General features: G+C 58.1%; 22 protein-coding genes. 9 read left to right on the forward strand and 13 right to left on the reverse strand.

Annotated elements, in window-relative coordinates; translation table 11 throughout:
* Positions 1–107 precede the first annotated feature (107 nt).
* From Poly21_RS16545 to rpsM, 6 genes are all read right to left on the reverse strand, one after another.
* Positions 108–3,566: a hybrid sensor histidine kinase/response regulator gene (locus Poly21_RS16545; protein WP_146408019.1), complete on the reverse strand. Its 3,459-nt coding sequence runs from the start codon at positions 3,564–3,566 to the stop codon at positions 108–110.
* A gap of 154 nt (positions 3,567–3,720) precedes the next feature.
* The gene (locus Poly21_RS16550) at positions 3,721–4,377 is read right to left on the reverse strand and encodes a PEP-CTERM sorting domain-containing protein (protein WP_146408020.1); all 657 of its coding nucleotides are present in this window, start codon (positions 4,375–4,377) and stop codon (positions 3,721–3,723) included.
* A gap of 167 nt (positions 4,378–4,544) precedes the next feature.
* Positions 4,545–5,168 (reverse strand): bL17 family ribosomal protein, encoded by a 624-nt coding sequence (locus tag Poly21_RS16555; RefSeq protein ID WP_146408021.1) that lies wholly within the window; start codon positions 5,166–5,168, stop codon positions 4,545–4,547.
* 165 nt (positions 5,169–5,333) lie between these two features.
* Positions 5,334–6,329 (reverse strand): DNA-directed RNA polymerase subunit alpha, encoded by a 996-nt coding sequence (locus Poly21_RS16560; protein WP_146408022.1) that lies wholly within the window; start codon positions 6,327–6,329, stop codon positions 5,334–5,336.
* 121 nt (positions 6,330–6,450) lie between these two features.
* Positions 6,451–6,834, reverse strand: coding sequence for a 30S ribosomal protein S11 (rpsK, locus tag Poly21_RS16565; RefSeq protein ID WP_146391623.1), 384 nt, complete (start codon positions 6,832–6,834; stop codon positions 6,451–6,453).
* A gap of 59 nt (positions 6,835–6,893) precedes the next feature.
* The gene (rpsM, locus tag Poly21_RS16570) at positions 6,894–7,265 is read right to left on the reverse strand and encodes a 30S ribosomal protein S13 (RefSeq protein WP_146408762.1); all 372 of its coding nucleotides are present in this window, start codon (positions 7,263–7,265) and stop codon (positions 6,894–6,896) included.
* Between the two features lie 358 nt (positions 7,266–7,623).
* Between rpsM and rpmF the strand changes: the two genes are divergently transcribed.
* The 5 genes from rpmF (at position 7,624) to fabF (ending at position 11,507) form a co-directional block, all read left to right on the forward strand.
* A complete protein-coding gene (gene rpmF / locus Poly21_RS16575) occupies positions 7,624–7,806 on the forward strand; it encodes a 50S ribosomal protein L32 (protein WP_146408023.1) in 183 nt (60 codons plus the stop codon).
* Position 7,807: 1 nt separating this feature from the next.
* Positions 7,808–8,737 (forward strand): ACP S-malonyltransferase, encoded by a 930-nt coding sequence (fabD, locus tag Poly21_RS16580; protein ID WP_146408024.1) that lies wholly within the window; start codon positions 7,808–7,810, stop codon positions 8,735–8,737.
* A 56-nt stretch (positions 8,738–8,793) separates the two neighbouring features.
* Entirely contained in the window at positions 8,794–9,552 is a 759-nt protein-coding gene (fabG, locus tag Poly21_RS16585) for a 3-oxoacyl-[acyl-carrier-protein] reductase (protein WP_146408025.1), read from the forward strand.
* Between the two features lie 315 nt (positions 9,553–9,867).
* Positions 9,868–10,113, forward strand: coding sequence for an acyl carrier protein (locus Poly21_RS16590; RefSeq protein ID WP_146391619.1), 246 nt, complete (start codon positions 9,868–9,870; stop codon positions 10,111–10,113).
* 113 nt (positions 10,114–10,226) lie between these two features.
* Positions 10,227–11,507: a beta-ketoacyl-ACP synthase II gene (gene fabF / locus Poly21_RS16595; RefSeq protein ID WP_146408026.1), complete on the forward strand. Its 1,281-nt coding sequence runs from the start codon at positions 10,227–10,229 to the stop codon at positions 11,505–11,507.
* A 256-nt stretch (positions 11,508–11,763) separates the two neighbouring features.
* Here fabF and argH read toward each other — a convergent pair whose 3' ends face one another.
* Entirely contained in the window at positions 11,764–13,140 is a 1,377-nt protein-coding gene (gene argH, locus Poly21_RS16600; protein WP_146408027.1) for an argininosuccinate lyase, read from the reverse strand.
* Between the two features lie 167 nt (positions 13,141–13,307).
* On the opposite strand from argH, the gene Poly21_RS16605 reads away from it, so the two are divergent.
* Positions 13,308–16,145: a hypothetical protein gene (locus Poly21_RS16605; RefSeq protein WP_302119248.1), complete on the forward strand. Its 2,838-nt coding sequence runs from the start codon at positions 13,308–13,310 to the stop codon at positions 16,143–16,145.
* Between the two features lie 109 nt (positions 16,146–16,254).
* On the opposite strand, the gene tadA is transcribed toward Poly21_RS16605, so the two are convergent.
* Entirely contained in the window at positions 16,255–16,737 is a 483-nt protein-coding gene (gene tadA / locus Poly21_RS16610) for a tRNA adenosine(34) deaminase TadA (protein ID WP_146408029.1), read from the reverse strand.
* Positions 16,738–16,766: 29 nt separating this feature from the next.
* Positions 16,767–17,555, reverse strand: coding sequence for a LamG domain-containing protein (locus tag Poly21_RS16615; protein WP_146408030.1), 789 nt, complete (start codon positions 17,553–17,555; stop codon positions 16,767–16,769).
* A gap of 98 nt (positions 17,556–17,653) precedes the next feature.
* On the opposite strand from Poly21_RS16615, the gene Poly21_RS16620 reads away from it, so the two are divergent.
* Positions 17,654–18,076 carry a VanZ family protein gene (locus Poly21_RS16620; protein ID WP_146408031.1) on the forward strand — a complete coding sequence of 141 codons (423 nt, stop codon included), beginning with the start codon at positions 17,654–17,656 and terminating at the stop codon, positions 18,074–18,076.
* Positions 18,077–18,086: 10 nt separating this feature from the next.
* Here the strand turns inward: Poly21_RS16620 and Poly21_RS16625 are convergent, their stop codons facing one another.
* Entirely contained in the window at positions 18,087–18,572 is a 486-nt protein-coding gene (locus Poly21_RS16625) for a hypothetical protein (RefSeq protein WP_146408032.1), read from the reverse strand.
* Between the two features lie 151 nt (positions 18,573–18,723).
* Between Poly21_RS16625 and Poly21_RS16630 the strand changes: the two genes are divergently transcribed.
* The gene (locus tag Poly21_RS16630; protein ID WP_146408033.1) at positions 18,724–19,494 is read left to right on the forward strand and encodes a rhomboid family intramembrane serine protease; all 771 of its coding nucleotides are present in this window, start codon (positions 18,724–18,726) and stop codon (positions 19,492–19,494) included.
* 121 nt (positions 19,495–19,615) lie between these two features.
* On the forward strand, positions 19,616–20,461 hold the full coding sequence (hisN, locus tag Poly21_RS16635; protein ID WP_146408034.1) for a histidinol-phosphatase: 846 nt from the start codon (positions 19,616–19,618) through the stop codon (positions 20,459–20,461).
* A gap of 50 nt (positions 20,462–20,511) precedes the next feature.
* Here hisN and Poly21_RS16640 read toward each other — a convergent pair whose 3' ends face one another.
* The 3 genes from Poly21_RS16640 to Poly21_RS16650 are packed head-to-tail and all read right to left on the reverse strand — an operon-like array spanning position 20,512 to position 25,243.
* Entirely contained in the window at positions 20,512–22,200 is a 1,689-nt protein-coding gene (locus Poly21_RS16640; protein ID WP_146408035.1) for a hypothetical protein, read from the reverse strand.
* Complete coding sequence (locus tag Poly21_RS16645; RefSeq protein WP_146408036.1) at positions 22,197–23,471, reverse strand: hypothetical protein; 1,275 nt, start codon at positions 23,469–23,471, stop codon at positions 22,197–22,199. Before Poly21_RS16645 ends, Poly21_RS16640 begins: the two co-directional genes overlap by 4 nt.
* On the reverse strand, positions 23,468–25,243 hold the full coding sequence (locus Poly21_RS16650) for an Hsp70 family protein (protein ID WP_146408037.1): 1,776 nt from the start codon (positions 25,241–25,243) through the stop codon (positions 23,468–23,470). Before Poly21_RS16650 ends, Poly21_RS16645 begins: the two co-directional genes overlap by 4 nt.
* Positions 25,244–25,294 lie beyond the last annotated feature (51 nt).

Raw genomic sequence — 25,294 nt, forward strand, 5'->3', positions numbered from 1 at the left:
GCGGGTTGGCCGGCCGCGTAGCCTGAAGGCTGCTGGTCAAAGAGCTGTATCCCTCCGCTTTCGCTCCCAATGTTCCTCAGCTTCCGCTCCGAGAGAGACCCGCTGCTCTAGAGAACGGGGGGCGCTCCATCGGGCAGCAAGAGACTCGGTTCTCGGGAAGGAGGCGTTTGGACCGTTGTGGCCCATGCTCTTGCAATTTCTTGCACACGCCGCAGCTCTTTGAGTTCATCGGCAACGTTGTCAGTTGTCGACGGAACGCCCGCCTCAACCTGTGACTGTAGATCCTGATGCAGCCGCTCGAACCATTCAGCATCGCTGCTGTTGCGTTCGAGTTCTGACGCACGACGATTATGAGCGGGTGGGGCTACGTATCGCAGGCATGACTTCAGCGTATGGGCCGCCGTTTTAAATGCTTTGTTGTTACCATCGGTAGCCGCTCGATCAAGCCGTTCGATCAGTTCAGGAATCTCCTCAGCGATGCCTTCGCAAACGGATGCCATGGTGGAGTCGTCGTCGCCGCAGAACGCCGCCAGCCGCGCCCACCAATCGTCTGAGTTTTCGGATTCAGCGTCAGGGGCCTGATAGGGACCCGCCAATTCCGTCGTCGGGCCGGGCCGCTGCACGGCCTTTTCAATTTCGGCCACAAGCGGTTCCAAGTGAATTGGCTTGGTGATGTAGCCGACCATGCCAGCGTCGCGGCACATTTCTCGGTGTTGGTCGGTGACATGGGCCGTCAATGCGATCATGGGTGGCAGGGGACGCTGCAGCTGCTCGGCGAGAGCCGCCAGCTTGGCGGCTACTTCGGTGCCGTCCATCCCGGGCATCTGCAGGTCCATCAGCACACAGTCGAATGATTCACGCCGAAAGTGTGCTAGCGCCGCGGTGCCTCCGTCGGCAGTCGTTACGCGATGGCCAACCGAAACAAGTTGATCGTGAATGACTAGGCGATTCGTCGGGCTGTCATCGACGAGTAGCAAGTGAAACCTGCCAGCCCTATCTGTGCTGTTGTTCGATTCGGCAACCGCAGAGGGCGCTGTGTCGATTTCCGCCTGAGGCAACATTGGGATGGCGGCACCGCGACCTGACTGACGCAGCGGCTCGCCATGGAGCCACCGCCTGAGTTCGTCGGGGTGGACCGGCTCGATGATGATGGTGTCTTCGGTTCGGGCCCGACGAGGGGTTGGCTCACCGGTGTGAGTAAGCCACAGGACCCGATCGGTTGACTTGCGAGCCCGGGCTCGCCACGCCGCATCGGCGGTGCGGTTGACGAGAATCCAGTAAATGGGCGTGGTCTCACGGTTGGCGGTGTTGCGTTGTCCCTTCCGTGAAGCTAACGGGCGAGCGGCCACTTGATCGGGACGGCAGGCTGTCCAGCCATCGAAGTTGAGCGTCTCGGTGAGTGCTGACTCGATCGCATCGTTGTCTACGGAGATAACCACAGTCCCGCGGGTGGAGTCGGGTCTTGGTACTGGCGGAGGGTCTATCGTCTTGTCAGAGGAGCCAGCTAGTTTCAGTTCTAATCGGACGCGAAAACAGCTGCCCATACCCGCTTCGCTGCTCAGTTCAATTCCGCCGCCCATCCGTTCGGCCAAGCCGCGCGCAATCGCGAGTCCCAGCCCTGTACCTCCATAGCGTTTATTGGTCCCTCGATCCGCCTGCTCGAAGGCGTCGAAGATCCGCAATTGATTCTCCGGAGCAATCCCGATTCCGGTGTCCGTGATGACCAGCTCAAAGGTACATTTCTTTCTCGGGGGGCGGGAGTCATCTGTCGCAGCTCCCCCGGGGTTCGGTTCTGCCATCGCCAGTCTTAGGCTGACAAGACCACGGGGGGTGAATTTGATGGCGTTGCCGACCAAGTTGACGATGATCTGACGGATGCGTTTGGCGTCGGCCACCACGCGGCGGGGAAGTCGCGGGTCAATCGACAGGTTCAACCGGACGGGTTTATCCGCCACGCGTACGGCGAGGCACCCGAAGGCGTCTCCGACGGTTTCATGCAGATCAATCAGGTGCGGGTCGATGGCAACTCGCCCGGCCTCAATGGCTGAGAAGTCGAGAATGTCTTCGATCGCATCGTGCAGCAGCTCAGTGTTTTGCGATATCAGGTTGACATATCTACGGGAGAGTGCCGACAGAGACTGCCCGGCGAGCAATTCGGTAAGCCCGCGAATCCCACCCAGTGGAGTGCGTAGTTCGTGTGAGATGCCCGCCATGAACTGCGTTTTTGTGCGGTTGGCTTGCTCCGCGACCGCTTTGGCTTCACGCATGGCGTCGAAGGCTTGCTGCTGCAGTGTCACGTCGCGAATGATGACGGCCCGGCCATCGCGTTCGCCTAGCGGGATGGCGTGCATGGAGACCTCGCTATCGAAAGCGACGCCGTCACCTCGACGCAGTCGAAGTTGATGTCGCTGAGCAAATGACAGCGTATCCCATGTGGCGGTCTCTTGCCGAAACGTCGCGGTGGTGAACTGAGGCTGCTCGTTTGTGGCTACCGGCATGATCAGGTCACCGAGCGGGCGGCCCACCAGGCGACCGCCCCCGGCCTGGAGCAGCTGCATCGCGGCTGGGTTTGCCTCCATAATCACATTGCGGTCATCTACCAGCAACACGGCGTCGGCAGCCGCTTCAAACAGAGCACGCTTGCGTGCCTCGCTGTTCTGCAACGCCATCGCCCCGCGATGCTTTTCGGTTACGTCCCAAAAAATGGCTTGAATCCCGATGCAGTGGCCGTGCTGGTCATACTCCGGGGCTTTGAACACCTGGACGAAGCCGGGGCGCCCGTCCGCACCGGGATGCTCCGCTACGCGGTCCACGTGCACCCCGGTTTCCATCACGCTCAAATCATCAGCCCGATATCGCGCCGCCAGCTCGGGGGCGTACAGGTCCTCATCCGTACTGCCGATCACGTCGATGGGTAGCAGGCCCAGTTCGGCGCAGAACGGATCGTTGGCGTACGTGAACACACCCGCAGCGTTCTTGCGAGCGACCTGCAGATGCATTCGATCCATGATCGACTGATACGTCGTCTCGCTTTGATCGAGGCGGTGCTGGGTGGCCTGTCTGCGAGCAACCTCCTCGCGGAGAGCGTGGTTGACACGAGCAACCTCTTGCGAGCGACGCCGCACCCCTTGCTGCAACAAGTGCTGGTGCTTCAGCCGCAGTCTCAGCCTGCCTCGCAGGAACACATGGAAATAGACCGCGGCCATCAACGCGACAAATGTCCACAGTCGAACAGGATCAAAATAGAGTGTTCTTCTGTGATTGACGGTGTCAATAATCGCTTCCACCAACCAATGAGTGCTGGGTAGAAAAACGACAATCGCGGGTCCGTAGATCGCATGCCACAGACCAGCCAATGCAACCGCTGCGGCCTGGATGACTGTGATCTTCGTAATCACACGGCGATGCAAAAATCGCCATGCCAAGGGTAGGAGCACGAGATGAAGCACGCACAGTCCCCATCGAGTCGGGGATGCAATGTCGGCTAACATCAGCAAGATAATTACCAACGTCCACCAAAATGAACGCCAGGGATGCCCGATATTCGATTCAGGGAAGCTTTTCATCAGTTTGATCGTCGCGATTTCGCATCAAAGACGGCTGCGCCAGAGCATCGACCGCCCAGGCATGTAGGACACTGAGTCTACCAAACGGATGCCAAGCTATCGCACGATTTGCCACCTGGATGCTGGCGTGGCGATGTTCATAGCGGCGAGATCTTCAGGGTACTTGCTTCCGTGCTCGCCAGCGGTGTCGAGTTGTCGCCAAACCCGCTATCGATAGGCCGACGCCCAGGACGGCCAGCGACGAAGGCTCGGGAACAGCGGACACTTCGCTGTATTGAAGAGTTCCATTCCAAACCCTAGGAGCAAACAGAGTTCCGGTGAACGGCGTTTGCGTGGCGGCTCCCAGGGATATTGACAGATCGCCGTTGCTGTAAAACTGGTTAGTGCCCGTACCGATTGTGTAAGCATGTCCCCACACGCCCGACTGCGATTCGATGGCGATACCTGTCACGCCAGGTCCAAGTATAAAATCAGTGACATCAAACATTGAGGGCTGGTACAGACCTGCGGAGTTACCGAAACCGGAGCTGGCGAGTGTCCATCCCGCAGTGCTGCCTGTGGATCCCACGTAGGTCCCTGGCCGGGTGTAGATGTTCATGCGGCCAGCAGTGAACGTTTCGCTGGTATTGGTGGCAATTCTCTCGATTCTTATCCCAGTGGGGCTAAGGATATTGAGATCAAAATACACATTCCCGCCATTGAAGCCTCCGGTGTTACTGGAGAATAACGTTGTGATCAGCTCAGCTTGGCCTTGTCCCGCTGTGGCCGCCCATGCGGTGACGCAAATCACTACCAGTTGAATCGTTCGCATACGTTTTCTGAATTTCTTGCCGACGACTCTGCGCCGTTAAATAGAGGCTCTACCGCGAAACATATACTAGCCTCCGGAAGGCGAGTAACAAGCAAAAAAAACGCCCTGACGAATCAGGGCGTTTGCTGTATTTGAGATTTTGGCGATATCGCCAGCTCGAAGTAGCCTCAGTTTGCAGCCGCTTCTTCGGTAGCTGCGTTTTCGGCGGGAGCCTCGTCCTCAGGTGTCGCTTCGAAAGCTGGCTTGGAGGAGCTGCGCTTGACCTTGTCGTTGGAACCGCCCACCAATTCGAATACGGCACGGGTGCCGCCGTCACCAAGTCGTGGTGTCGCCAGACGCATGATCCGAGTATAGCCACCGGGGCGATCAACGTACCGTTCGGCAATGGTGTCAAACAGAATCGCAACGGCTTCGCGATCACCGACCAGTTGGAGGACACGGCGTTGAGCATTGACGTAGGGAGCACGGGCATTGGCCCATTGCTGCCATTGGTCGCTTTTACGCCACTTTTTGTACTCGTCGCTGCCGCGTTCTGCTGTGGTCGCGAACTGTTCTGCGTTCTCTTTGGCGACGAGAGCTTTCTTGGCCAACGTGATGCACTTCTCGACGTTCGGGCGAACTTCTTTCGCCTTTTGCAGAGTTGTGATGATCCGACCCTTCACCTTGGGGGCATTGTCGTCGAGGCTGGCGTCACGCTCAGTCAAAAACAAGGCGGCGGTGAGATTCTTGAACATCGCTTTACGGTGCGATGGGGAGCGACCGAGAACACGGCCTTTGCGACGATGACGCATAACGGAGGTCTATTGAGCTAAATGTGTGAACTGGATCAGTGAAGGGAGTCCGCTCGCCCGAGCGAACGCATCCATTGGTTGAGTTTCATCGAATGAGTAGATGAGTCTCGTGGAGGCTCGATCGCAAGTCTCGGTGAGGCTTGCCTACTCACTTTTGACTGTTAGTTAAAAAAGCGGTTGGTTCGGCACTCGCATGCCCAGGTGCAGACCATACTGCGAAAGTTTCTCACGAACTTCGTTGAGTGTGGTGTCACCGAAATTTCGAACTTCTAGCAGTCCGTCTTCGTTGCGTTGCACCAGATCGCGAACGGTCATGATGTTTTCGCTCTCCAGGCAATTGTTGGCTCGCACCGACAGTCGCAGATCGGCCAGCGTCATGTTCAGCTTGGCTTCAAGCTGTGCTTCGGGAGATCCTGCACCACCGCGTGCAGCGGAGAAAATGCTGGGGCCGAGCTCACGGTACTGGACAAACGGGTTGAGGTGCTTGCGGAAAATCTTGGCGGCTTCGGTCAATGCCATTTCTGGATTGATCGTGCCGTCGGTCCAGATTTCCAAGTTGAGTCGGTCGTAGTTCGTTTTCTGGCCGACGCGGGTTGCTTCGACTTCGTACCGAACTCGCGTGATGGGGCTGAAGACCGCGTCGATCGGAATGATGCCGATTTCGTGGTCGACACTGCTGTGTTCGGTGCTGGGGACGTAGCCGCGGCCGCTTTCGACAACCATTTCCATCATGAACGGCTTGTCGTCGGTCAGCGTTGCGATCACGTGGTCTTTGTTGATCACCTCGACGTCGGCATCGGTTTCAATGTCGCCGCCGGTGATTACGCCCGCCGAGTTGCTTTCGACGGTAATCACGCGGGTAGCGTCACTGTTGTTGCGAACGACCAGCGATTTCACATTCAGAACAATGTCAGTAACGTCTTCGAGCACACCTGGGATCGAGGTGAACTCGTGCTGTGCACCGCGGATTTTGATCTGCGTGACGGCACTGCCGACGAGGCTGCTCAACAGCACGCGTCGCATGCTGTTGCCAATACTCGCACCGAATCCTCGTTCGAATGGTTCGGCAGAGAATTTGCCATAGGTCTGAGTCAGTGTGTTTCGATCGACTTCGAGCGTACTGGGCAATTCCATGCCACGCCATCGGATATGCATCGACATCTGAGAGGTGCTTTCGGCGTATTGAGGTTGCGAAATGAGGAGCCCGGCCGCTCATCAAAGAGGGGCCAAGGCTACTGTGCGGGTTGAGAGACTGAACGGGACGACCGCATCACTCGATGATTTAGACGCGTCGTTTCTTGCGAGGACGGCATCCGTTGTGAGGGATCGGCGTCACTTCTTCGATCAACTTGACGTTCAATCCAGCCGCTTGCAGCGAAGTGATCGCACTCTCGCGTCCCGATCCAGGACCTTTGACGCGAACTTCGACGTCTCGCATCCCGAACTTGGTCGCTTTCTCAGCGGCTTGTTGGGCAGCACATTGCCCAGCAAAAGGGGTGCTCTTGCGACTGCCCTTGAAGCCACTCGTTCCCGCGCTGGCCCAGCACAGCGTGTCGCCTTTGGTGTCGGTAATGGTAACCGTCGTGTTGTTGAACGTCGCGTGAATGTGAGCAACGCCATTGCTGACGTTGCGGCGGACACGTTTTTTCTTGTTGGTCTTTGCCACCGGTGGGTCTCAAACAAACATAAGTGAAAGTGGAATGGGAGAGGAGATTGCGAGCGAAACTATCGCAAGTCCTTGACGCCCTTCTTACCAGCGACCGTCTTGCGAGGGCCTTTGCGGGTGCGAGCGTTGGTTTTTGTGCGTTGGCCGCGAACCGGCAGTCCCACACGGTGCCGGATGCCGCGATAGGATTTCACCTCACGCAGCCGGCTGATGTTTTGGGTGACTTGGCGACGAAGTGGTCCTTCGACCAAGTAGTCTCGCTCGAGCAATGCTGCGATCTGACCGACTTCTTCGTCGCTGATTTCACTCGCCGGAGTGACTGGATCGATACCGAGCTTTTGGCAGACCTCACGAGCACGGAACAAGCCGAGCCCATAAAGGTATGTCAGGGAATACTGGATCTGTTTGTCGTTGGGGATGTCAACGCCCATCAAGCGGGGCATGGCAAAAACTCCGGAAGCAACTGCGTGTTATTAATTTGATTTTTTTCGTGCGGATGACGCACATTTGGATACCCGAGAGGGCATCGCGGAGCCGATCCGCATAACTTGCACGCAAACGGGGCGGCGCATTTCAACGCCTCGCCCGCCATTGCGAATCGCGAACTATAGCAGCCGATTGCCGTTTTGCTCAAGTGGAAGGATTGCCAGGAAATAGATTTTTTTTCTGACACCTGCAAATACGCTGCCGGATGTTGACGAAACCCGCGGCGTATGTTTATCCTTCGCGGCTTGCGCGATTCACCCGCTGCCAAATTTTTTCCAACCATCTCCCCCTCGGACCCCTCCCATGGCCGTCCCCAAACGAAAACACTCCAACAGCCGTACCGGCAAACGCCGTAGCCACGACGCATTGAAGAAGCGATCGGTCGGATACTGCCCGCAGTGCAGTTCTGCCGTTCCGACCCATCATATCTGCCCCAAGTGCGGTTACTATCAAGGTCGTACGGTCGTCCAGCACGAAGAGTCCTGAATTGTCTCTCGACGTTTCCAGCCCCGGGATTCTGTTCCCCGGCCAAGGAGCACAAGCACCCGGCATGGGTGCTTGGCTGTGTGAAAATTATCCGCTTGCCAACGAGCTGTTCGCGCGAGCGGGTGATGTCCTCGGCTACGATCTCAAACAGCTCTGTAGCGATGGTCCGGCGGAGAAACTCAATGAGACCGTCCATAGCCAGCCGGCACTATTTGTTGCCGGCATCGCGGCTGCGGAAGTGTTTTCTGAGTTGCACCCAGATACCGCGAGCAGAATTAAAGCGACTGCGGGGCTCAGCCTTGGCGAATACACCGCTGTCTGCTTTGCTGGTGGGTTGAGTTTTGAGGACGGCCTGCGATTGGTCCAACAGCGTGGCGAGGCAATGCAGGCCTGCGCCGACGCCGCCGAGTCTGGCATGTCCAGTGTGCTCGGGCTGAGTCTGGATAATCTCAGTGAGGTTTGTGAGGAGTGCCGGCAAGACGGCGAAGTCCTGCAGCCGGCAAACTTGCTGTGCCCTGGCAATATCGCTGTTTCCGGTCATCTCGCAGCACTCGGTCGCCTGGAGCCCTTGGCCCTGGCAGCGGGCGCCATGAAAGTGGTCCCGCTCAGTGTGGCGGGCGCTTTCCACACGCCCCTGATGCAAGACGCGGTCGCCAAACTCACGGCTGCCTTGGCTGATGTTGAGATCCGCTCCACCCGCATTCCTGTCTACAGCAACGTCGACGCGGCACCGCACAGCGATCCTGCGGAGATTCGCGAATTGCTGGCCAAGCAGGTCGTTAATCCAGTGTTGTGGGAGGCATCGATTTCTCGCATGCTCGGCGACGGTATCGACGGTTTTCTCGAAGTGGGCACCGGACGTGTCCTGCGTGGCACGATTAAACGCATCGCCCGCAAAACGCCGACCGATGGTTTTGGCGATCAGCCCTGAGACGTCACGCTGACGGAACTCTGAATCCTCTTTCATCCTGAACCCTTCTTGTTTCTATGAATCTATCTCTATCGGTCGACCTCAAAGACCAAGTCGCGATCGTTACCGGTGCTAGCCAGGGCTTGGGCCGCGCTGTTGCAGTTGCCTTGGCGCAGAACGGGGCTCACGTGGTTTGTGTTGCCCGTAACGCTGAAAAGCTGGCCGAGACGGTGGCCGAAATTGAAGCGGCGGGCGGCAAGGGCGAAGCCCTGGCCTGCGATGTGACGGATCGTGCCGCGGCCGCGGATGCCATTGAGCAGACCAATAAAAATCACGGTCGCCTCGATATTCTCGTCAACAATGCCGGGATCACTCGCGACAAGCTGATGCGTGGCATGTCTGACGAAGAGTGGGACTCCGTGATCGCGACGAACCTGACAAGTTGTTTTGTCTGCTGCCGAGCCGCAGCGGGAGTGATGCGGCGGAAAAAATACGGGCGGATCATCAACATGGCCAGTATTTCGGGGCTGATTGGAAATCCTGGTCAAGCCAACTATTCGGCCAGTAAGGCCGGGATGATCGGCATGACTCGCACCATGAGCAAAGAACTGATCGCTCGGGGCGTGACCGTCAATGCTGTCGCGCCGGGCTTCATTGCCAGTGAAATGACTGCGGAACTTGGCGAGGTGGTGTTGGAAGAGGTGAAGAAACGAATTCCTGCTAAACGGGTCGGGACGCCTGAAGACGTTGCCGCCGCAGTGTTGTTCCTCGCCAGTAAAGACGCCAGTTATATTTCCGGCCAGACCATCGTTGTCGATGGCGGGATGGTGGGCTAGCTTTCCGCGGCTGCTTAGCGTTCGGGTGAGAATCGGCCCTACGGCTGGTTCGGCCCGTTAGCGAGCGACTCGCTCTCGAACCCGACTTGCGAGTAGGACTCGCAAATCAAAAGCAAAAAAACAACGGGATATTGACGGGTTTTAGCCGTTTCCCCTATCTTCACGGCCCCGCGAGAAAAAAGTCTCGGTGGTGCTCGTAAAGCGGGCTATCCAGGACTGGGTAATCCCGCTTCAGCGGCAGACGATCAAGCCATTTTCATTCTGGCGTTTCCAATCACCTTTCCCCCATCCCCACCCATTTTTGGAGTTACGCCCGTGGCGTCTATTGAAGAACGCGTTATCGACATTGTGTCCGAACAGCTCGGTGTTGACAAAGATAAAATCACACGCGAAACATCGTTCGTCAACGATCTTGGTGCCGATTCACTCGACACTGTCGAATTGGTGATGGAGCTCGAAGAGGAGTTCGACATTAGCATCCCCGACGATTCCGCTGAGAAGATCCAAAAGGTCGGCGAAGCGGTCGATTTCATCGAGAAGGAAAAGGGCGAAGACGCCTGAGGCGTTCACCGTTCACAGTCCTTTTATTTTTTACCAATCATCAACCACCCGTGGCGTTCTGGTCACTTTGGGTGGTTGATTGACATATTAGCGATCGACACTGCGGCTCTCACATGACGGTTTCAACGGAACCTTTTCGATTTGTTCCCAATAATGGAAGTCCACGCCGCGTCGTGATTACCGGAGTGGGCGTGGTCACTTCGCTGGCCCAGGACGTGGATTCCTTCTGGCAGCGGCTGACCGCTGGCGAGAGTGGAATCCACGCACTCTCGATCATGGACACGAGCCGTTACAAGGTCCATTTTGGCGGCGATATTCCTGATTTTGACGCGACCGAGCATGTCGCCGCGAAGGAAGTAAAACGCCTCGATCGTTTCACTCAGTTTGCCGTCCACGCGGGTGCACAAGCCGTTGCTGATAGCGGTGTTGACTTCTCCGCATTGGATCCGACGCGCTGTGGAGTCATTCTGGGCTCCGGCATCGGTGGTCTCAATGAGATTGAGGACCAGATCGAGCGGATGCTCAGCAAGGGGCCTGATCGGGTGAGTCCGTTCACGGTACCAAAGATGATGCTCAATGCCGCCGGCGGCAACATCTCGATCCGGTACGGTCTGAAGGGCCCGAACTACGCGGTTGCCACTGCCTGTGCGAGTGCAACGAACGCGATGGGTGATGCTGTCCGCAGTATCCGCAGCGGCGAAACGGATCTCATGATCACCGGAGGCTGTGAGGCCGCGATCACCCGGATGGGCTTAGCCGCGTTTCAGAACATGAAGGCCCTCTCGACTCGCAATGACGAGCCAGAGCGAGCGAGCCGCCCGTTTGATGCCGATCGCGATGGTTTCGTGCTCGCCGAAGGCGCGGGGCTGTTGATCTTCGAAGAATACGAACAAGCCAAAGCACGCGGAGCAAAGATCTATGCGGAGGTGCTCGGCTATGGAACGACGAGCGACGCCGGTCACATTACCGCGCCTGATCCTGAAGGCTCCGGTGCCGCCGAGGCCATGCGACTCGCTATTCTCGATTCTGGGCGGAGCGTGGATCAAATCGATTACATCAATGCACACGGCACCAGCACGCCGTTAGGTGATAAGGCGGAAACCCGCGCCATCAAGTCCGTTCTGGGCGAGCACGCGAGCAAGGTCGCAATCAGCAGCACGAAGGGCGCTCTGGGTCACTCGCTCGGCGCCAGCGGCGGAATCGAAGCGGTGATTTTATGCAAGACGATCGAAACGAATAAGATTGCTCCTACGATCAATCTCGAAACGCCTGACCCGGCCTGCGATCTTGACTATGTGCCGCTGCAGGCCCGCGACCGACAGGTCGATGTCGCGATGAGCAATAGCTTCGGCTTCGGCGGCCATAACGCATGCATTGTTGTGGGGCGGGTGTAGCCGTTTAGGCATCACCGGACCTGATCAACTGTGGCCCGCACCGGCATGGACGTGCGCGGTGCCCCATTCTCGTGGTGACGAAGTCACGGCACGCCATATCCCCGGATTCAAGTCCGGGGACCCGGTTCATAACAACGATCGCTTCGCGATCGTCAAATGCCTGAGCCGTCTCGCTCTCGGACGGACGTTCGGGCTGATCGCATGTCATTTCGTTGCGGTCACGGAGCGGTACCGCTGCAACATACGCCGCTAGAGCCTACCCCAACCGATGTTTCCACGCGGCGATCTGCTCACGGACTCGGTGCGGCGCAGTCGAGCCTTCGCTGCAGAATGCCGCGACAGCGTTTTCAGTCCCAAGCACCTCGTAGACGCTCTCGTCGATCTCGCTGCTGAGTTCTTTGAGGGTCTCGATCGGTAGTTCGGCCAACGCTACGCCACGCTTCATCGCTTCGCCAACGATTGCGCCGACGAGGTGGTGGGCCGTCCGTTGAGGCATGCCTTTGCGAATCATCCATTCCATCAATGTCGTCGCGTCGAGATACCCCTTCTCAATCCGAGCGGCGATGGATTTTCGTTTCAACGTCGCACCCGCCACGATGGGAACGGCTAATTCCAGCATTGCACGGGTGGTGTCGAATGAGTCGAATAGTGGCGGTTTGTCCTCTTGCAAGTCACGGTTGTAGGCCAGCGGTAGATTCTTCACCAACAGCATCAGCGTTTGCAAGCTGCCCATCACACGAGCTGACTTGCCGCGGGTCAGTTCGAGCGTATCGGGGTTCACCTTTTGTGGCATGATGCTGCTGCCGGTGCAGAACTCTTGGCCGATCGCAATGAAATCGAACTCGACGGTGCTCCATAAGATCCATTCCTCCGCCCACCCGCTCAGGTGCGAGGCAATCATCGACAGGACGAACGACGACTCCAGGACGAAGTCCCGGTCGCTACTGGTGTCGAGGCTGTTGGCGGTGATGCCTTCGAATTCCAACGCTTCGGCGGTTTGTTGGCGGTCAATCGGCAGCGTGGTGCCGGCAACCGCAGCGATGCCGAGCGGGCACTGGTTAACCCGGCGGCGGCAATCGGCCAAACGAGCCCGATCTCGCTCGAATTTTTCCATATAGGCCAGCCAGTAGTGCGGCGCGAGCACGGGCTGGGCACGCTGCAGGTGGGTATATGCGGGCAGGATGACATCGAAGTCATCATCGCAGCGGCTCAGGAAGGCTCGCTGCAGGTCCAGCAGCAAGGCATCGACCGCATCGAGCGATTCGCGAATCCACATTCGGACATCGGTGCTAACCTGATCGTTGCGACTGCGGGCGGTGTGGAGTTTGCGACCGACGTCGCCGGTGGCGTCGATTAACGCCTGCTCGACGTGCATGTGGATGTCTTCGAGTTCGAAACGCAGCGGAAGTTCGTTGCGATCGAGCCGGCCACGAATGTTTTCTAGTTCGTCGCGAATCTGGGTGAATTCGGTATCGCTGATCAATCCCACCGTGCGGAGCATCTCCGCATGTGCGATCGAGCCGCGAATGTCCTGCCGGTACAGTCGCGAATCAAAAGTAATGCTTTCGGCGTAAGCTTCGAGTCGTTGATCGGTTTGCGCGGCGAAAACACCGCTGCGGGAAGGGCTAGCCACGGTTGACTTTCAAGCGGATGTGGGCGAAATAGGGAGAGTGTGAGCCGTACGCGGCCGTCCCCGAACTTTCAGGCATTCTTAGTAGGATGCCCCAAACGCTGCTGGCTGAAAACCGGTCACCGCAGTGGAAATTTCTGATTTCCTTCACTCCACCTACTCAAATCCCGATGTCGAACCGTTTTTGGATGACTGTTGCAGCCTGGCTCTGCTGGTTTGGTTTGTCGCAAAATCAAGCGGCTTCCCAGCCTCCTGTGCCCGGCTCGCCGATGCCTGAGCAGGGATTGGTCGTGGTGGCCTCCGGGGTTCCGTATGGCGTCGCCACAATCGAAATTCCGCTGCGGAACCCTGTGTTCGGTGACGGGCCGCCGCCATTGCGACTGAGCGGACCGCCAGCCCGAGTTTTTTTTGCTGTCAGCGAGAATGTGCAGGTGCGTGGCGTGGAACTGCCCTCCGAACGCCCGATGCCGCGCGTCGGGCAGGGGCGTTTGCTCGGCCGGGTCAGCAACTTGATCCGTGAAGTCGCCGGCGGCGATGCGGTTCAAAACGAGACGGTTGCACAGCGGATTTCGTTCCTGTTTGCGGGCGAGCAGCCCTTTACGGTCAAGGTCGACGATCGGGAGGGAGCAGCGGGCTCGTTTGAGATTCGCCCTGCCGCGAATCCCCGCGGGCGACAGCAACTCTTGACGGACTGGTGGTCCAGCTTCACTGATGAGAGCAAGCGACAGGTCGATCGCCTCGACACCCCACCGTGGGTGCAAACATATGTAGTGGGTATGCTCTCGGGGCGTCTAGGCTTGCCCTTGCCCGCCTGGTATGGCAATACCAGTGGTGAGACTCAGCAGGACTCGCTCCTGATGACACTGGAGTGGATCAGTGGTGCCGCCAGCGTCTCCAATCGTGTCTTCGCGTCCGCGGCAGCCGGCCGTGACCTCGACTCACCCAATTTGCCCGTCACGACAGAGGTCGCCGCCGAACCGTTGCCAGCACCGATCCAGTGGCAAGCGACCTCCCCGCCGAGTGATCTCGCTCCCAATCCAGTTGATCCTGAGATTGAAGCGATTGCCGACCAGGTACCGCCGGAGTGTTTTTACATCCGCTACGGCAAATTCGAGAACTATCTTTGGTATCAAGATCTCACTGATGAATATGGCGGTGATATTTCGCGGATGATCACATTGAGTGGGTTGGCCAATGATGGCGCCGCTCGTCTGACGCGTCAGCTCGGTCTGCAAACAACCATCATGGGGCGGATGCTCGGTCCCACCATCATTGCCGATCAAGCCATCATTGGCCGCGATCTGTTTTTGCAAGACGGTGCTGCGATGGGGGTGCTGTTTCAGCCCACGAACGCCTATCTGTTGCGATCGAGCATCAACAGCGATCGAAAAAAATTAGCCAGCGGGGCCGATGCGATCACGCTCCAAGACGTGCATCTGAAAAACGGGCGTGGCTCATTGCTGCGTTCGAGCGACAACAGTGTTCGCTCCTACATGGTCGAAAGTAAGGGATTTATCTGTGTCACCAACAGTCTCGCGATCGCCGAACGCTTTCTTGAAGTCGGACAGACCGGCGAGTCACTTGGCAAGACCGAGGCATTCCGCATCGCTCGTACACTGCATCCGCTCAGCATCGACGATACGATTTTCGCGTACTTTTCGCCCGACATGCTGCAGGGACTGCTGACGCCTCAGTACCTGATCGAGCTGCGGCGCCGGATGCAGTCCGAAGCGGATATCGCGTTGGTGCACCTGGCTCGGCTGGCGGCGGCAGATCAAACACCACCGGGCCTGCAGCCCATCCGGGAAATCGACCCGCTTGTCGACGCCGGATTTCTTCCCGTTGGATTCGGCGAGCGACCCGATGGGAGTGGCGTGTTCGCTCTCGGAGATCGCGTGCTTGACTCCGCCCGGGGTGCCCGTGGCACGTTCCTGCCCATACCGGACAACCCTATCGAGACGGTCACGTCGACCGAGGCGGCATGGTACAACGAGATCGCTGCCGCGTATTCGCAGCAGTTCCGCAGCCTCGATCCGATCTTCTTGGGGGTGAAACGCGAATGGGTTGCTGGCTCCCAAGCTGCTGACGGGGCGACGGAAAATGTTAAGCTGCCACGCCGGGAACGGTTGAACTTGCATCTGGAGGTCGCCCCCTGGCAGCCAGAGAATTACGGGACTTGGGCCCAGCAACTTGGGCCTCCCACCCCCGTATCAATTCGGTTCGCACCCGATGACATTGTCGCTGTTCAGGCGCATGTCGTTAGCGATGTGCTGGGGCCGCCGACGCACATGTTCGCAGGGATCAAGGACTCCAATCCACCTCAACCGGAGGCGTTCAATGGCATCCTCGGCAGCTACCAGGCGCTGCAGAGCTTGCCTGGCTATCTCGGTGCATGGCCCCTGCCCGGCATGCTCGATCGACTCCCGCTCGGCATCGGCCGGGGGCAACCGGTTGGACCCAACATGACTCGCTTGCTCGGCGGGGTTTACCGCTATACAGGAGGCGAGTTCAGTATTCTGTCGTTCGATCCCGCTCTGTTGACGAGCACGGTGTCGCAACTTGCCGCCATGGAAGTCAGTGATTCTGCCCAAGTGCGGGCACATATTGGTGATATCCACGACAGCCAAATCGCTGGCTGGGTCAATGAATTCCTATATCGTCGGGCGGCGACGAGCAGTGCCGCCGAAGCCGATTTCCTGAGTTCACTTAGCGGGCAGCTGGGCGTTGCACCGGAACAAGCCCTCGAGCAAGCACGTTTGATTCTCGGTGGTGAGGTGCAATGCGTGTTGGGGGGAGACTTCCAAGCTGACTCGGCCGATTCCGCCGCGCCGCAATGGCGCAGCACTGCATGGGGTGTGGGTAACGACGACCCGCCGGCGTATCCGCCGGCGACCTATGAAGCGCCGATTTTAAATTGGTTTCGTGGTGCCGATGGAACGTTGACGCAGTACCCCAACCGGGTCGTCGCCGACTTGGTGATTGAGGTAGAACGGGGCCGAACAAAATAGTAGGCGTTGGGCTCTGCCGAGCTAGGGGAGGGCCGAGTAGGGGGGGGGCGAGCTTGGGGTGGTCCGGCCGCTCGCTTGGGACGATGGTCCCCAGTTACTTTTCCCCCGGCTACTTTTTCCCCAGCGCCCGTTTGGCCGCAAAGAACTCCGTGAGCATACGGCCGCAGCGGTCCGCCATCACGCCGGAGGTAACGTCGCACTGATGATTCAATCTGGCGTCGCCGAGTACTTGGTACAAACTCGTCACCGCGCCAGCTTTGGCATCAGCGGCGCCAAAGACCACCCGCGGGACACGAGCCTGCAGGATCGCGCCGGCACACATCAAGCATGGCTCGAGCGTGACGTACAAGGTGGCCTCCTCAAGTCGCCAGTCCTCGATGGCGGCGGCCGCCTGCGTGATCGCAATCATTTCCGCATGAGCGGTGGGATCATGCAACGATTCACGTTGATTTGCTGCTCCGCCGATCATGCGGCCATCCCGGACGATCACGGCTCCGACGGGGACCTCGTCCGCAATCGCCGCGGCTTGGGCGAGTTCGATCGCGCGCCCCATCCAGTGCATGTCAAAGTCGATGAGATCCTGATCAACCATTCCTAGTGAGTGCTGCTCCGCATTTCCATTCACTGCGGGGCCTCCGCGTCGATGACGTTTTTAGCCGGCGATGGAGCGGGTGACTCCTTGGTATTCGCTTTGTTTCGGGGTGCCTTGGCGGCCGCACCGATGCGTCGCAGTGAAATGCTTTTGATTTCACTGCGGGTCATGTAGTTAGCGATCCCCATCGGCAGGCAGGGGTCCATTTCGAGACGAACGGTCAGTTCATCTTCACCTCGGGGGACGTTAGCGTATTCGTCCTCGTCGATCCAACAACGGACCGCTTTGTCGTCCACGCGGATACGGATGGTGTACCACTGATTGGTTTCAAATTCCTTGTACCGGGTTGTTTGGTTGGTAGACGCGTCATTGCCGTCGATGCTGCTGATCCCAACCAATCCACCACCCCATCCGCCGAGCACGAACGAACAGTGCTCTTTGCCAACAGGGAAGGTCACAGCCGCAAAAAAGTCGAACCCTTCGACGCGTCGCGCCTGCATCCGCAATTCATAATTCTCTGTCGGAAACTCACCCGCCCACCGGATTCCGGTGAGGGGATCGCCGGACAACATCTCGATCAGTTCGTCGTTCTTACCGGTCTTGCTGAAATGAACCGCACCTTCGCCGCCGAAGACCGCTTTCTCCCACGATCCTTGCAACGGCGTGGAATCCTGCATTCGGTTGGTCTTGGGGGAGATTTGAGTGCCGGTTTCGGCCGGTTCCTGCAGCGTTTCTTGGCAGTCCGCTACATTCTCACAGACGGGGGAAAACGCCGCGATTGCAGTCAGCAGGGCGATGGATCGAAAACGTCGTACCACGGGATTGGGCCTGTTCTGAGGATTGGGTTGATAGCAGTGCGGCAAATGAACGATAGAAACAAATGTAGAGAGTCACATTCTTCAACAGAGCATGGTTGATGCGATCAGTTTCAGGAATTCGACTATTTGGGTTCCGCTTAGGGATTTTAGTCCTGGCGGTTTATTGGTGTGCGATTTTTACTGGCACTCACCTACCAACGCTGCCCAGCGGGATGTCGCAGGTCAGTGACAAGTCGATGCATTTTACGGCATTTTTCATCCTCGCCACACTCCTCTGCTACTGCACGAGTTCCCAGCGTGTGTGGGGCCGAGCCGGCTGGATCATCCTGACGTGCCTGGGGTATGCCGTCATCGATGAGATGACGCAGGCTTTCGTTCGCGGTCGCACCCCCGATGTGCGAGATTTCGCCGCTGACGCCTTCGGGTCAATTTTAGCTGTCGCCCTCTATTTTAGTGTGCGCGCTTTGTGGCAAAAATACCGGGACGTGCTGCATCGCAAACGCTCGGCTGTAACTCGCTAAGGGCAACCCGCTACGCAGTGAGGGACTTGCGGGCTCGACCGGCTCGCGCTGCTGCTGCATGGTAGGCAGCGGCTTGGGGATCATCGCCGAGCTTCTCAAGTCGAGCGAGCGTGGGATCCGCCGCAGCGGCAGCGGCCCCAATCCGTCCCAACATGGTGGCGGTCCAATACATTTGGTCCGCCAATTCGGAGGCGTCCAGATCCGCAGTCGATTCCCGGGCAGCGACCGCTTGTCGATCGATCAGCTCGTCGAGCCAAGCCACTAGCGAGGTGGCCTCGGCGGGTTCCGGCTGCACGACCGACTCCAGAGCCTCACTGGCCCATAAACGGACTTCCGAATCGTCATGGCCCAACAATTCGAGACAACGTCGTGTTACTCCTGATACGCTCTCTTGCAGAGCAAGTTCTTGAAGATCGGCGGAGATTTCACTGGCGCTGCGGTCGGAAGTGAGTCGGCTTGCCCAATCATTCTGGGGCGACGGGTCAGGAGTCGGCATGAGGCTGAGGCTGGAGGTCGAGAGAGGAATGCCAGGGGGAATCGTTCGGTCAGGCGTGAGCAGTTAGATTAGAGCAATTCACCGTCGCGATGATCAGTGGACTTGGCTATCGCGCCGTTTCCGAAGTTTGCATACCCTAGATCGATCACGCATGATCCCCCTTCGCGACGATATTCCCAGCCGCACCATTCCCTGGGTCAATTACGTAGTAATCGCGTTGTGCGCCCTTGCTTTCATGGCTCAAGAAACATCCTCTGATCACAGCGAGGGGATTGTCGCAAAGTTTGCCATGGTCCCAATGCGCCTGAGCGACCCCACCGCCGTGCCAGTCATCAATGAAGAGCGAGCGGTGCAGACCCCCCACGGTGTCGAAATCGTTCGCGTTCAGCAGACGATCGGCCCCTCGCCGCTGCCGCCTTGGATGACGTTGGTCACGTGTATGTTCCTGCACGGTGGATGGATGCATTTTCTGGGCAATATGTGGTTCCTGTACATCTTTGGCGATAACGTCGAAGATCGCTTCGGGCACTTCGGCTTTGCGGCGCTGTATCTAGGCACCGGAGTTCTGGCTGGCTTGTCGCACTACGTTACTCAGCCGCACAGTCCTATTCCAACCCTCGGTGCCAGCGGCGCGATTGCTGGCGTGATGGGGGCCTACGCCTTTCTGTATCCGCACGCGCGCGTGTTGACGCTGTTGCCGCTGATTATCATTTTTACGACCATCGTGGTGCCGGCACCGATCTTCCTAGGATTTTGGTTCCTGATGCAACTCTACAGCGGTGTCGGGTCGTTGGTCGGTGAACCCGTTTCGGGAGTCGCGTGGTGGGCCCATGCGGGCGGCTTTGTGGCGGGAGGCCTCGCGGCGTTCGCTGTGAGTCGACTCCCGATCGGGAGTCCTCCTGTCAAAGAGCGACGTTTCTAATTTGTGAGATAGGCACCCTCACCGGCCGGCCATCGCTCGACAAATCAAGCTCATCCGTTACTCACCCACGCTCTGGCGAGCGTAGTTATTTATCCACTCCGACCTCATTCGAACAATTGCAATGCGAACTCATCAAGCCTTACTCGCCGATTGGCAGCCTCTCCACGACGAACGTCTTTCGGCGTTGATCGAAGTCGGCCTAGCCGCTGGCAATCGCACCCTGGAGCACTTCCAGAACCGCTCGCTCGCTGTCGATCGTAAAGGTGACAATTCGCCAGTCACGATCGCAGATCGGGAGGCCGAAACGCTCACTCGCGAACTTCTCGCGGAAAGGTTTCCGCAGGATACGATCGCAGGAGAGGAGTTCGCTGAACGATCTGGCAGTAGCGAGTACCGTTGGACCGTCGATCCCATCGACGGTACGAAATCGTTCATCTGTGGCGTGCCTCTCTATTCAACGTTGCTGGCCCTTGAGCATGCTGGGCAACCGCTCGGCGGGATGATCTTGATTCCTGCGCTCGGCCAAGCCGCCGTAGCGGCAATTGGCCACGGGTGTTTTTATACAGGCAATCTTGCGGGTGCGGATTTGACGAAGCCTGATCACGCGACTTGGTCTCCGGCCCAGGTGTCTGATTGTGATCAGCTCGCCGATGCTGTGTTCGTCACCAGCGAAGTCGGATCATTTGCCAAACGCGATAGTGCGGCAGCGTACAGCCGACTCGAACAGGCCTGTTTTCTCAGTCGTACCTGGGGCGACGGTTATGGCTACATGATGGTAGCGACCGGACGTGCCGACCTCATGGTCGATCCGATCTGCAATGCCTGGGACGTCGCTGCGATTCTGCCTATCCTTATCGAGGCAGGCGGGCGATTTTCCGCGTGGAGCGGGCAAGAGTCTGTCCGGAGCGGCGACGGTGTCGGTAGCAACGGCAAGCTCCATGACCAAGTGCTCGAACTGTTGACGTAGCCCTTTTCCAACGACGTCTGCATAGCCCAGCCAAGCGATGTCAAGAGCCCTCAGCGCTGCAGTGTCTGTAGGATCGCGTAGATACGTAAACCGGCGTCTTGGTGTGCAAAGTGCGCGACCACGTTTCCCATTTCCGCGACGCCGCGTGCTTGAGTGGTCAATCCGATGCGAGCGACTAGCATGGGGACGGCTTCGCCTACCGAACCGGCGTAGCGAAACAATCGACCGCGCCACCACTTGGCGTAGGCTTGCATTGTCCATTTCTGCTGCTGTTGGAGCATCTTCGGACGCAAGTATCTGGGGTACAGCCAACGACGGAAGCTTAGGTAAAGAGCGATGAACAACACAGCGCACTCGAGTAGAACCAGCCATAGACTGAGTTGACCGGCGCTGTCGGTCGCCATAACAGTGACAACCAATATGGGCATCAGGCCGATCGTCATGCCACTGACCATCCAAGCCACCAAGGGCCAAAACTGATATCGAGATTCCGCGCGGCCGAAGGGGGCATATACCTTTTGAGCTGGCACCGCCAAGTCGCTGACCAGCCGCTGGGTCTGAACGGTGAGTCGCTCTTGAGGGATCTCGCCGGGCTCATCGAGAGCGAGTTGCAACTGTTCAACGAGTGCGTAAATCAGCATCACCCACGCGTTGTCGTCGAGTGCCGTGGTCATCGGAAAGGCCTGTTGCAGGCTCGTCGAGTCCCGCGCGATTTCATGGAGCGTTTTTAACATCGCGGCGGTTGATGATGCGTCCTCCCTGCGGCAGGACAATCGCAGCACGCCTAATAGTTTTCGCCGCACGGGATGGTTCGACGAATGGTTCGCTTCGAGTTGCAAGACCTCTTGAATGCGTGAAATAAAATCGAGCTCCGCTTCTGCATTAAGATTCAACGCCGCCGTTTCCATCTCAATTTCTCCCAACACACGATTGCTCCACGCCGGTGGTGCCGTCCAAACCGCTGAACGCAGAATCCGTAAATGGAAAGTGGTGTTAACGGAGGGCTCGGTTTGCCGCACGCTGCGCTCGCATTCGGCGAGCAGTGAGGCGAATGTGGCGAATGGCACCTGTTCGATCAAGCGCAGCCATAGCGATTCGGTGAGCAGGTAAAACAACGGTGAACGCAGTTTTTCGGCGATATATCGTACGATCTTTTCCAGCATCGCGTCGGATACTTCCGTGCGCAGATACTCAGTCGTCAGATTCAACAGTCCAGGATCGGCGGGATAAGCTGTCAGTCCCTCGATGAGGTGCGCCAGATATTTCGTGCTCGGTCGCCCCGCAGTGACGTCTGACAAAATCGCGGCTAGAAAGTAGTCGGGAGGAGTTCGTCTCGGTTGGGTCTGCAACTGCCGCAGCGCCGCACCTGGATCGACGACTGCGAGTTGCCGCAGCGACAACGGAGTCGATTGGGGCAGTTGGCGTGATTGTTCGCTTGGTGGCGCAGAATCATGCGTGCCCGTCGCCTGCGCTGCGTCAATGTCCGCCGAGGGAACTCCGGTGCTGTCCTTCCAAGCGTCTGCTGCGCTGACGAGTTGCTGCTGTTGTTTGCCATAGCGCAGCATCTTCTCTAGTCGCTCGTACGCCTCCCGTACCCGGCCAAACTCAGCCGCATGCGTTTCAGGCTTGTAGATCCGGATCGCTTTGCCATAGGCACGCTTCAAGTCCCGGCGGTCGAATCCTTCCGGTAGTCCAAAGAACGATACGGGATCGCTCGTCAACAGCGACAAGTCGTTCATGGATACCCGCCGGATCTCGGCATGGGGGATCTCGGCATTGGGAGGCTCGGCATCTGGGATCTCGGGAACGGGTGGCTCGGCATTTGAGGAAATCGGGTTTGCGGCCGGGAGGGAGTCGGAGGGACGTCACTCGAACGCATTCCATCGAGGTCGTCGGGATTGCGAGCACGCCAGTCTTGCAGTATCTGTCGCGTTGCCTCACGCCTCTGTTGGAGAGTTCGATTTCGCTGTGAATCGTTCTGGAATTCGTGAGCGGGTTGGGGTGGGTTCGATCGGCCCGTGCCTGATTGGGGCGTTTCCCACGGCGATATTGCATCAGCGCTGAAATTGCGTTCCCATCCCTGAGGGTGTGCTAAGCCGTTGACGTCAGGACCCAAGTCATGGGGCGGATTTCCTCCCAGACTTGGGGTGCGGAAACCACGCGGGTGAGGCGGTATATACGATGGCTCGGCTGGCGCATTGTACGAGGGCGAACTGTAAGAAGGCGAACTGTAAGAAGGTGAACTGTACGAGGGCGAACTGGAGGACGAGTCGCGGGAGACCATGGACGATAGCCGCGCGACAGAGGATAGAACAATTAACGCAACGAACACCCACTTTCCGCTGCCACCTAGAGTCAACCGTCCGGTGTGGTTGCGCGAGGGATGACTCGCCGCCCACGCGTTCTGATTGGTGGGATCCAACAGCATGTCAAACCAATTTCGCTCAAGGGCATAGACCTCCGGATGATCGCTCACATATTGGTGCACCATTGCGCAGGCAGGCTTGACGCGTCGTTCGTCGCAGATTGCTTCGATGTACTGCTCGCGGAGTGCTGCGCCTTCGGCGGCGGGGCGTACCACACTCTGTTGAAGCGAGTAGGCAAATTTAGGGTCACCGGTTTCAGCATTGACCTTCAGTAATGTGTCGCGCAATTCGGTGGCCGCCTGCAATCGCGCGGCGATGGCGGCATACTCTGGCAACCGATCGCTGTGCAAGGTCCGCAGGTACTGTCGGAGTTTTGCGTCGGGCAATTGGTAGAACTCTTCTTGAACCTTATCCAGGCATTGTCTCGCCCGATCTCGCAGTCGCTGCTGGGCACTGGGCGCTGCAGTGCCTACTCCTTGTGAGGTGGCGATACTGGGGTCACCACCCCAGATCTCACGCCGCCTCTGTATGATCTGCTGAGAGTCCCACATTGGGTTGAAATCAAGCATCTCATGTACGTAGGCTTTCGCCACACTCGTCGGGACGTCGCCTCCAGAGTCACTGTCGCGGTCACGCTGGGTCACTGATCCGCTCCATCGGGATGAATTCCCAGTGAAGACAAGCAAATCATTAGCATCTCACGGGTCGCAGTGAATTCGGCTCGATCGGCTCGATTCATCGCGGCCTCGTACGTATCCAACGCCGCATCGAGCTGTTCTCGCTGGCTCGGATGCAGTTCCCCGAGCATGCGCTCGGCGTACCTGGCGAGCTGTTGATTGGCCAGATCGTCGCGAGGATAGAACTTCATTTCACCAATTCGTCGACGGGCCGCATCAATCGACTTTGGCGACAACCCTTTGACATGATTTGTCAGGATGGTGCGAAATTTCTGCCCACCCGATGCGTACGCTTCGACTTCGAGCACGCCGCTGACGTCATAGGTGAAGCGGATGAAGAAGGGGCTGCCCGCGGGGCCTGGAGGCAGCGGGCTGACCTCGAGTTCACCGAGCAACACGTTATCACTGACCTTGCGCGCATCACCCTGATACACCTTCACTGTTACGGATGTTTGATTCGCCGACATCGTGCTGTAAATCTCCTCTTTGGAGATCGGAATGGTGCAATTGCGATGCAGCACCGGCGAAAAGTACCCGCTGTGAACTTGTCCGCCAAGCTCTTTGGCAACCTCCACGCCCAGTGTGAACGGGCATACGTCGGTCATGACCATGTCATCGACGGCGGCATCGTCACCGATCAAGGCGGCTTGGATCGCGGCTCCAAGCGCTACGACTTCATCGGGATTGTGACGCATCACGGGCGGTTTCCCGAAGTAGTCTTCGACAAATTTTCGTAGCGCATCCATGCGTGTTGCTCCACCGACCAGGATGACCTCGTCAATCTCATCGGGTTGCATCTCTGCGTCTCGAAGCGCCCGCGCGATCGGCCCAGCGATCCGCTGCATCAGGGGGTCGCACAAGCGGGCAAACACTGTTCGATCGATCCGGAATTTTTTAGGGTTTTCCGTAAACCGCCCGTCCTCGCCAGGCACGCGAATCGATGCATGTTCTGCGGTCGCGAGCGTCCTTTTGGCGGTTTCACATTCACTCCGCAGACGAGCCACACGCAGTGGATCGTTCAGCTCCGCAATCTCCAATCGAGCATTCTCTGCGTTAAGGACTTCGGACACGATGCGGTCAGTGAAATCCTCCCCGCCCAGCAAACTCTCGCCGGCACTGGCGCGGATCTCCAACGTTCCTTCGAAAACCTCCATCACCGTGACGTCAAACGTACCACCCCCGAGATCGATAACGACGATATTCTTTTCATCATCACGGTCGTGAAACCCGTACACGAGCGCCGCCGCAGTCGGTTCATTGATCATCCGCCGGACATTCAATCCAGCCATCTCACCGGCCAGTCGGGTCGCTTGGCGAGCGTGATCGTTGAAGTAGGCGGGGACAGTGATCACCGCATCGGTCACGTTCATGCCCAACGCCGCAGATGCATCTTCCCGCAACGATCGTAGTACCAGACTGCTCAGTTCGTGAGGCGTGAATTCCTTTGTGCCAAGTCTCAAGCGGCGGTCCTGACCCATATACCGTTTGAAGCACCACGCACACGCATCGGGGTCCGTGACCCGTAACTCTTTGGCCGTTTGTCCGACGACGATTTCACCACTGCTCAACACACCGATCACTGATGGTGTTAAGACTCCTCCATGGGCTGTCGGCAGCAGCGTTGGCTTGCCGTCGCGAAAGATGCTCGCCAATGAATGGGTGGTGCCGAGGTCGATGCCGATGCACGGTGCGGCATCGTGGGGAGTGTGTGAGTCGCGAGAGTCGGGATTTTCGGACATGGGGGTTTCGCGGGCATGCGATTTGGAAATCGCCTCAGTCTATCAAACCCG

It is taken from the genome of Allorhodopirellula heiligendammensis (assembly GCF_007860105.1).
Lineage (GTDB): Bacteria > Planctomycetota > Planctomycetia > Pirellulales > Pirellulaceae > Rhodopirellula > Rhodopirellula heiligendammensis.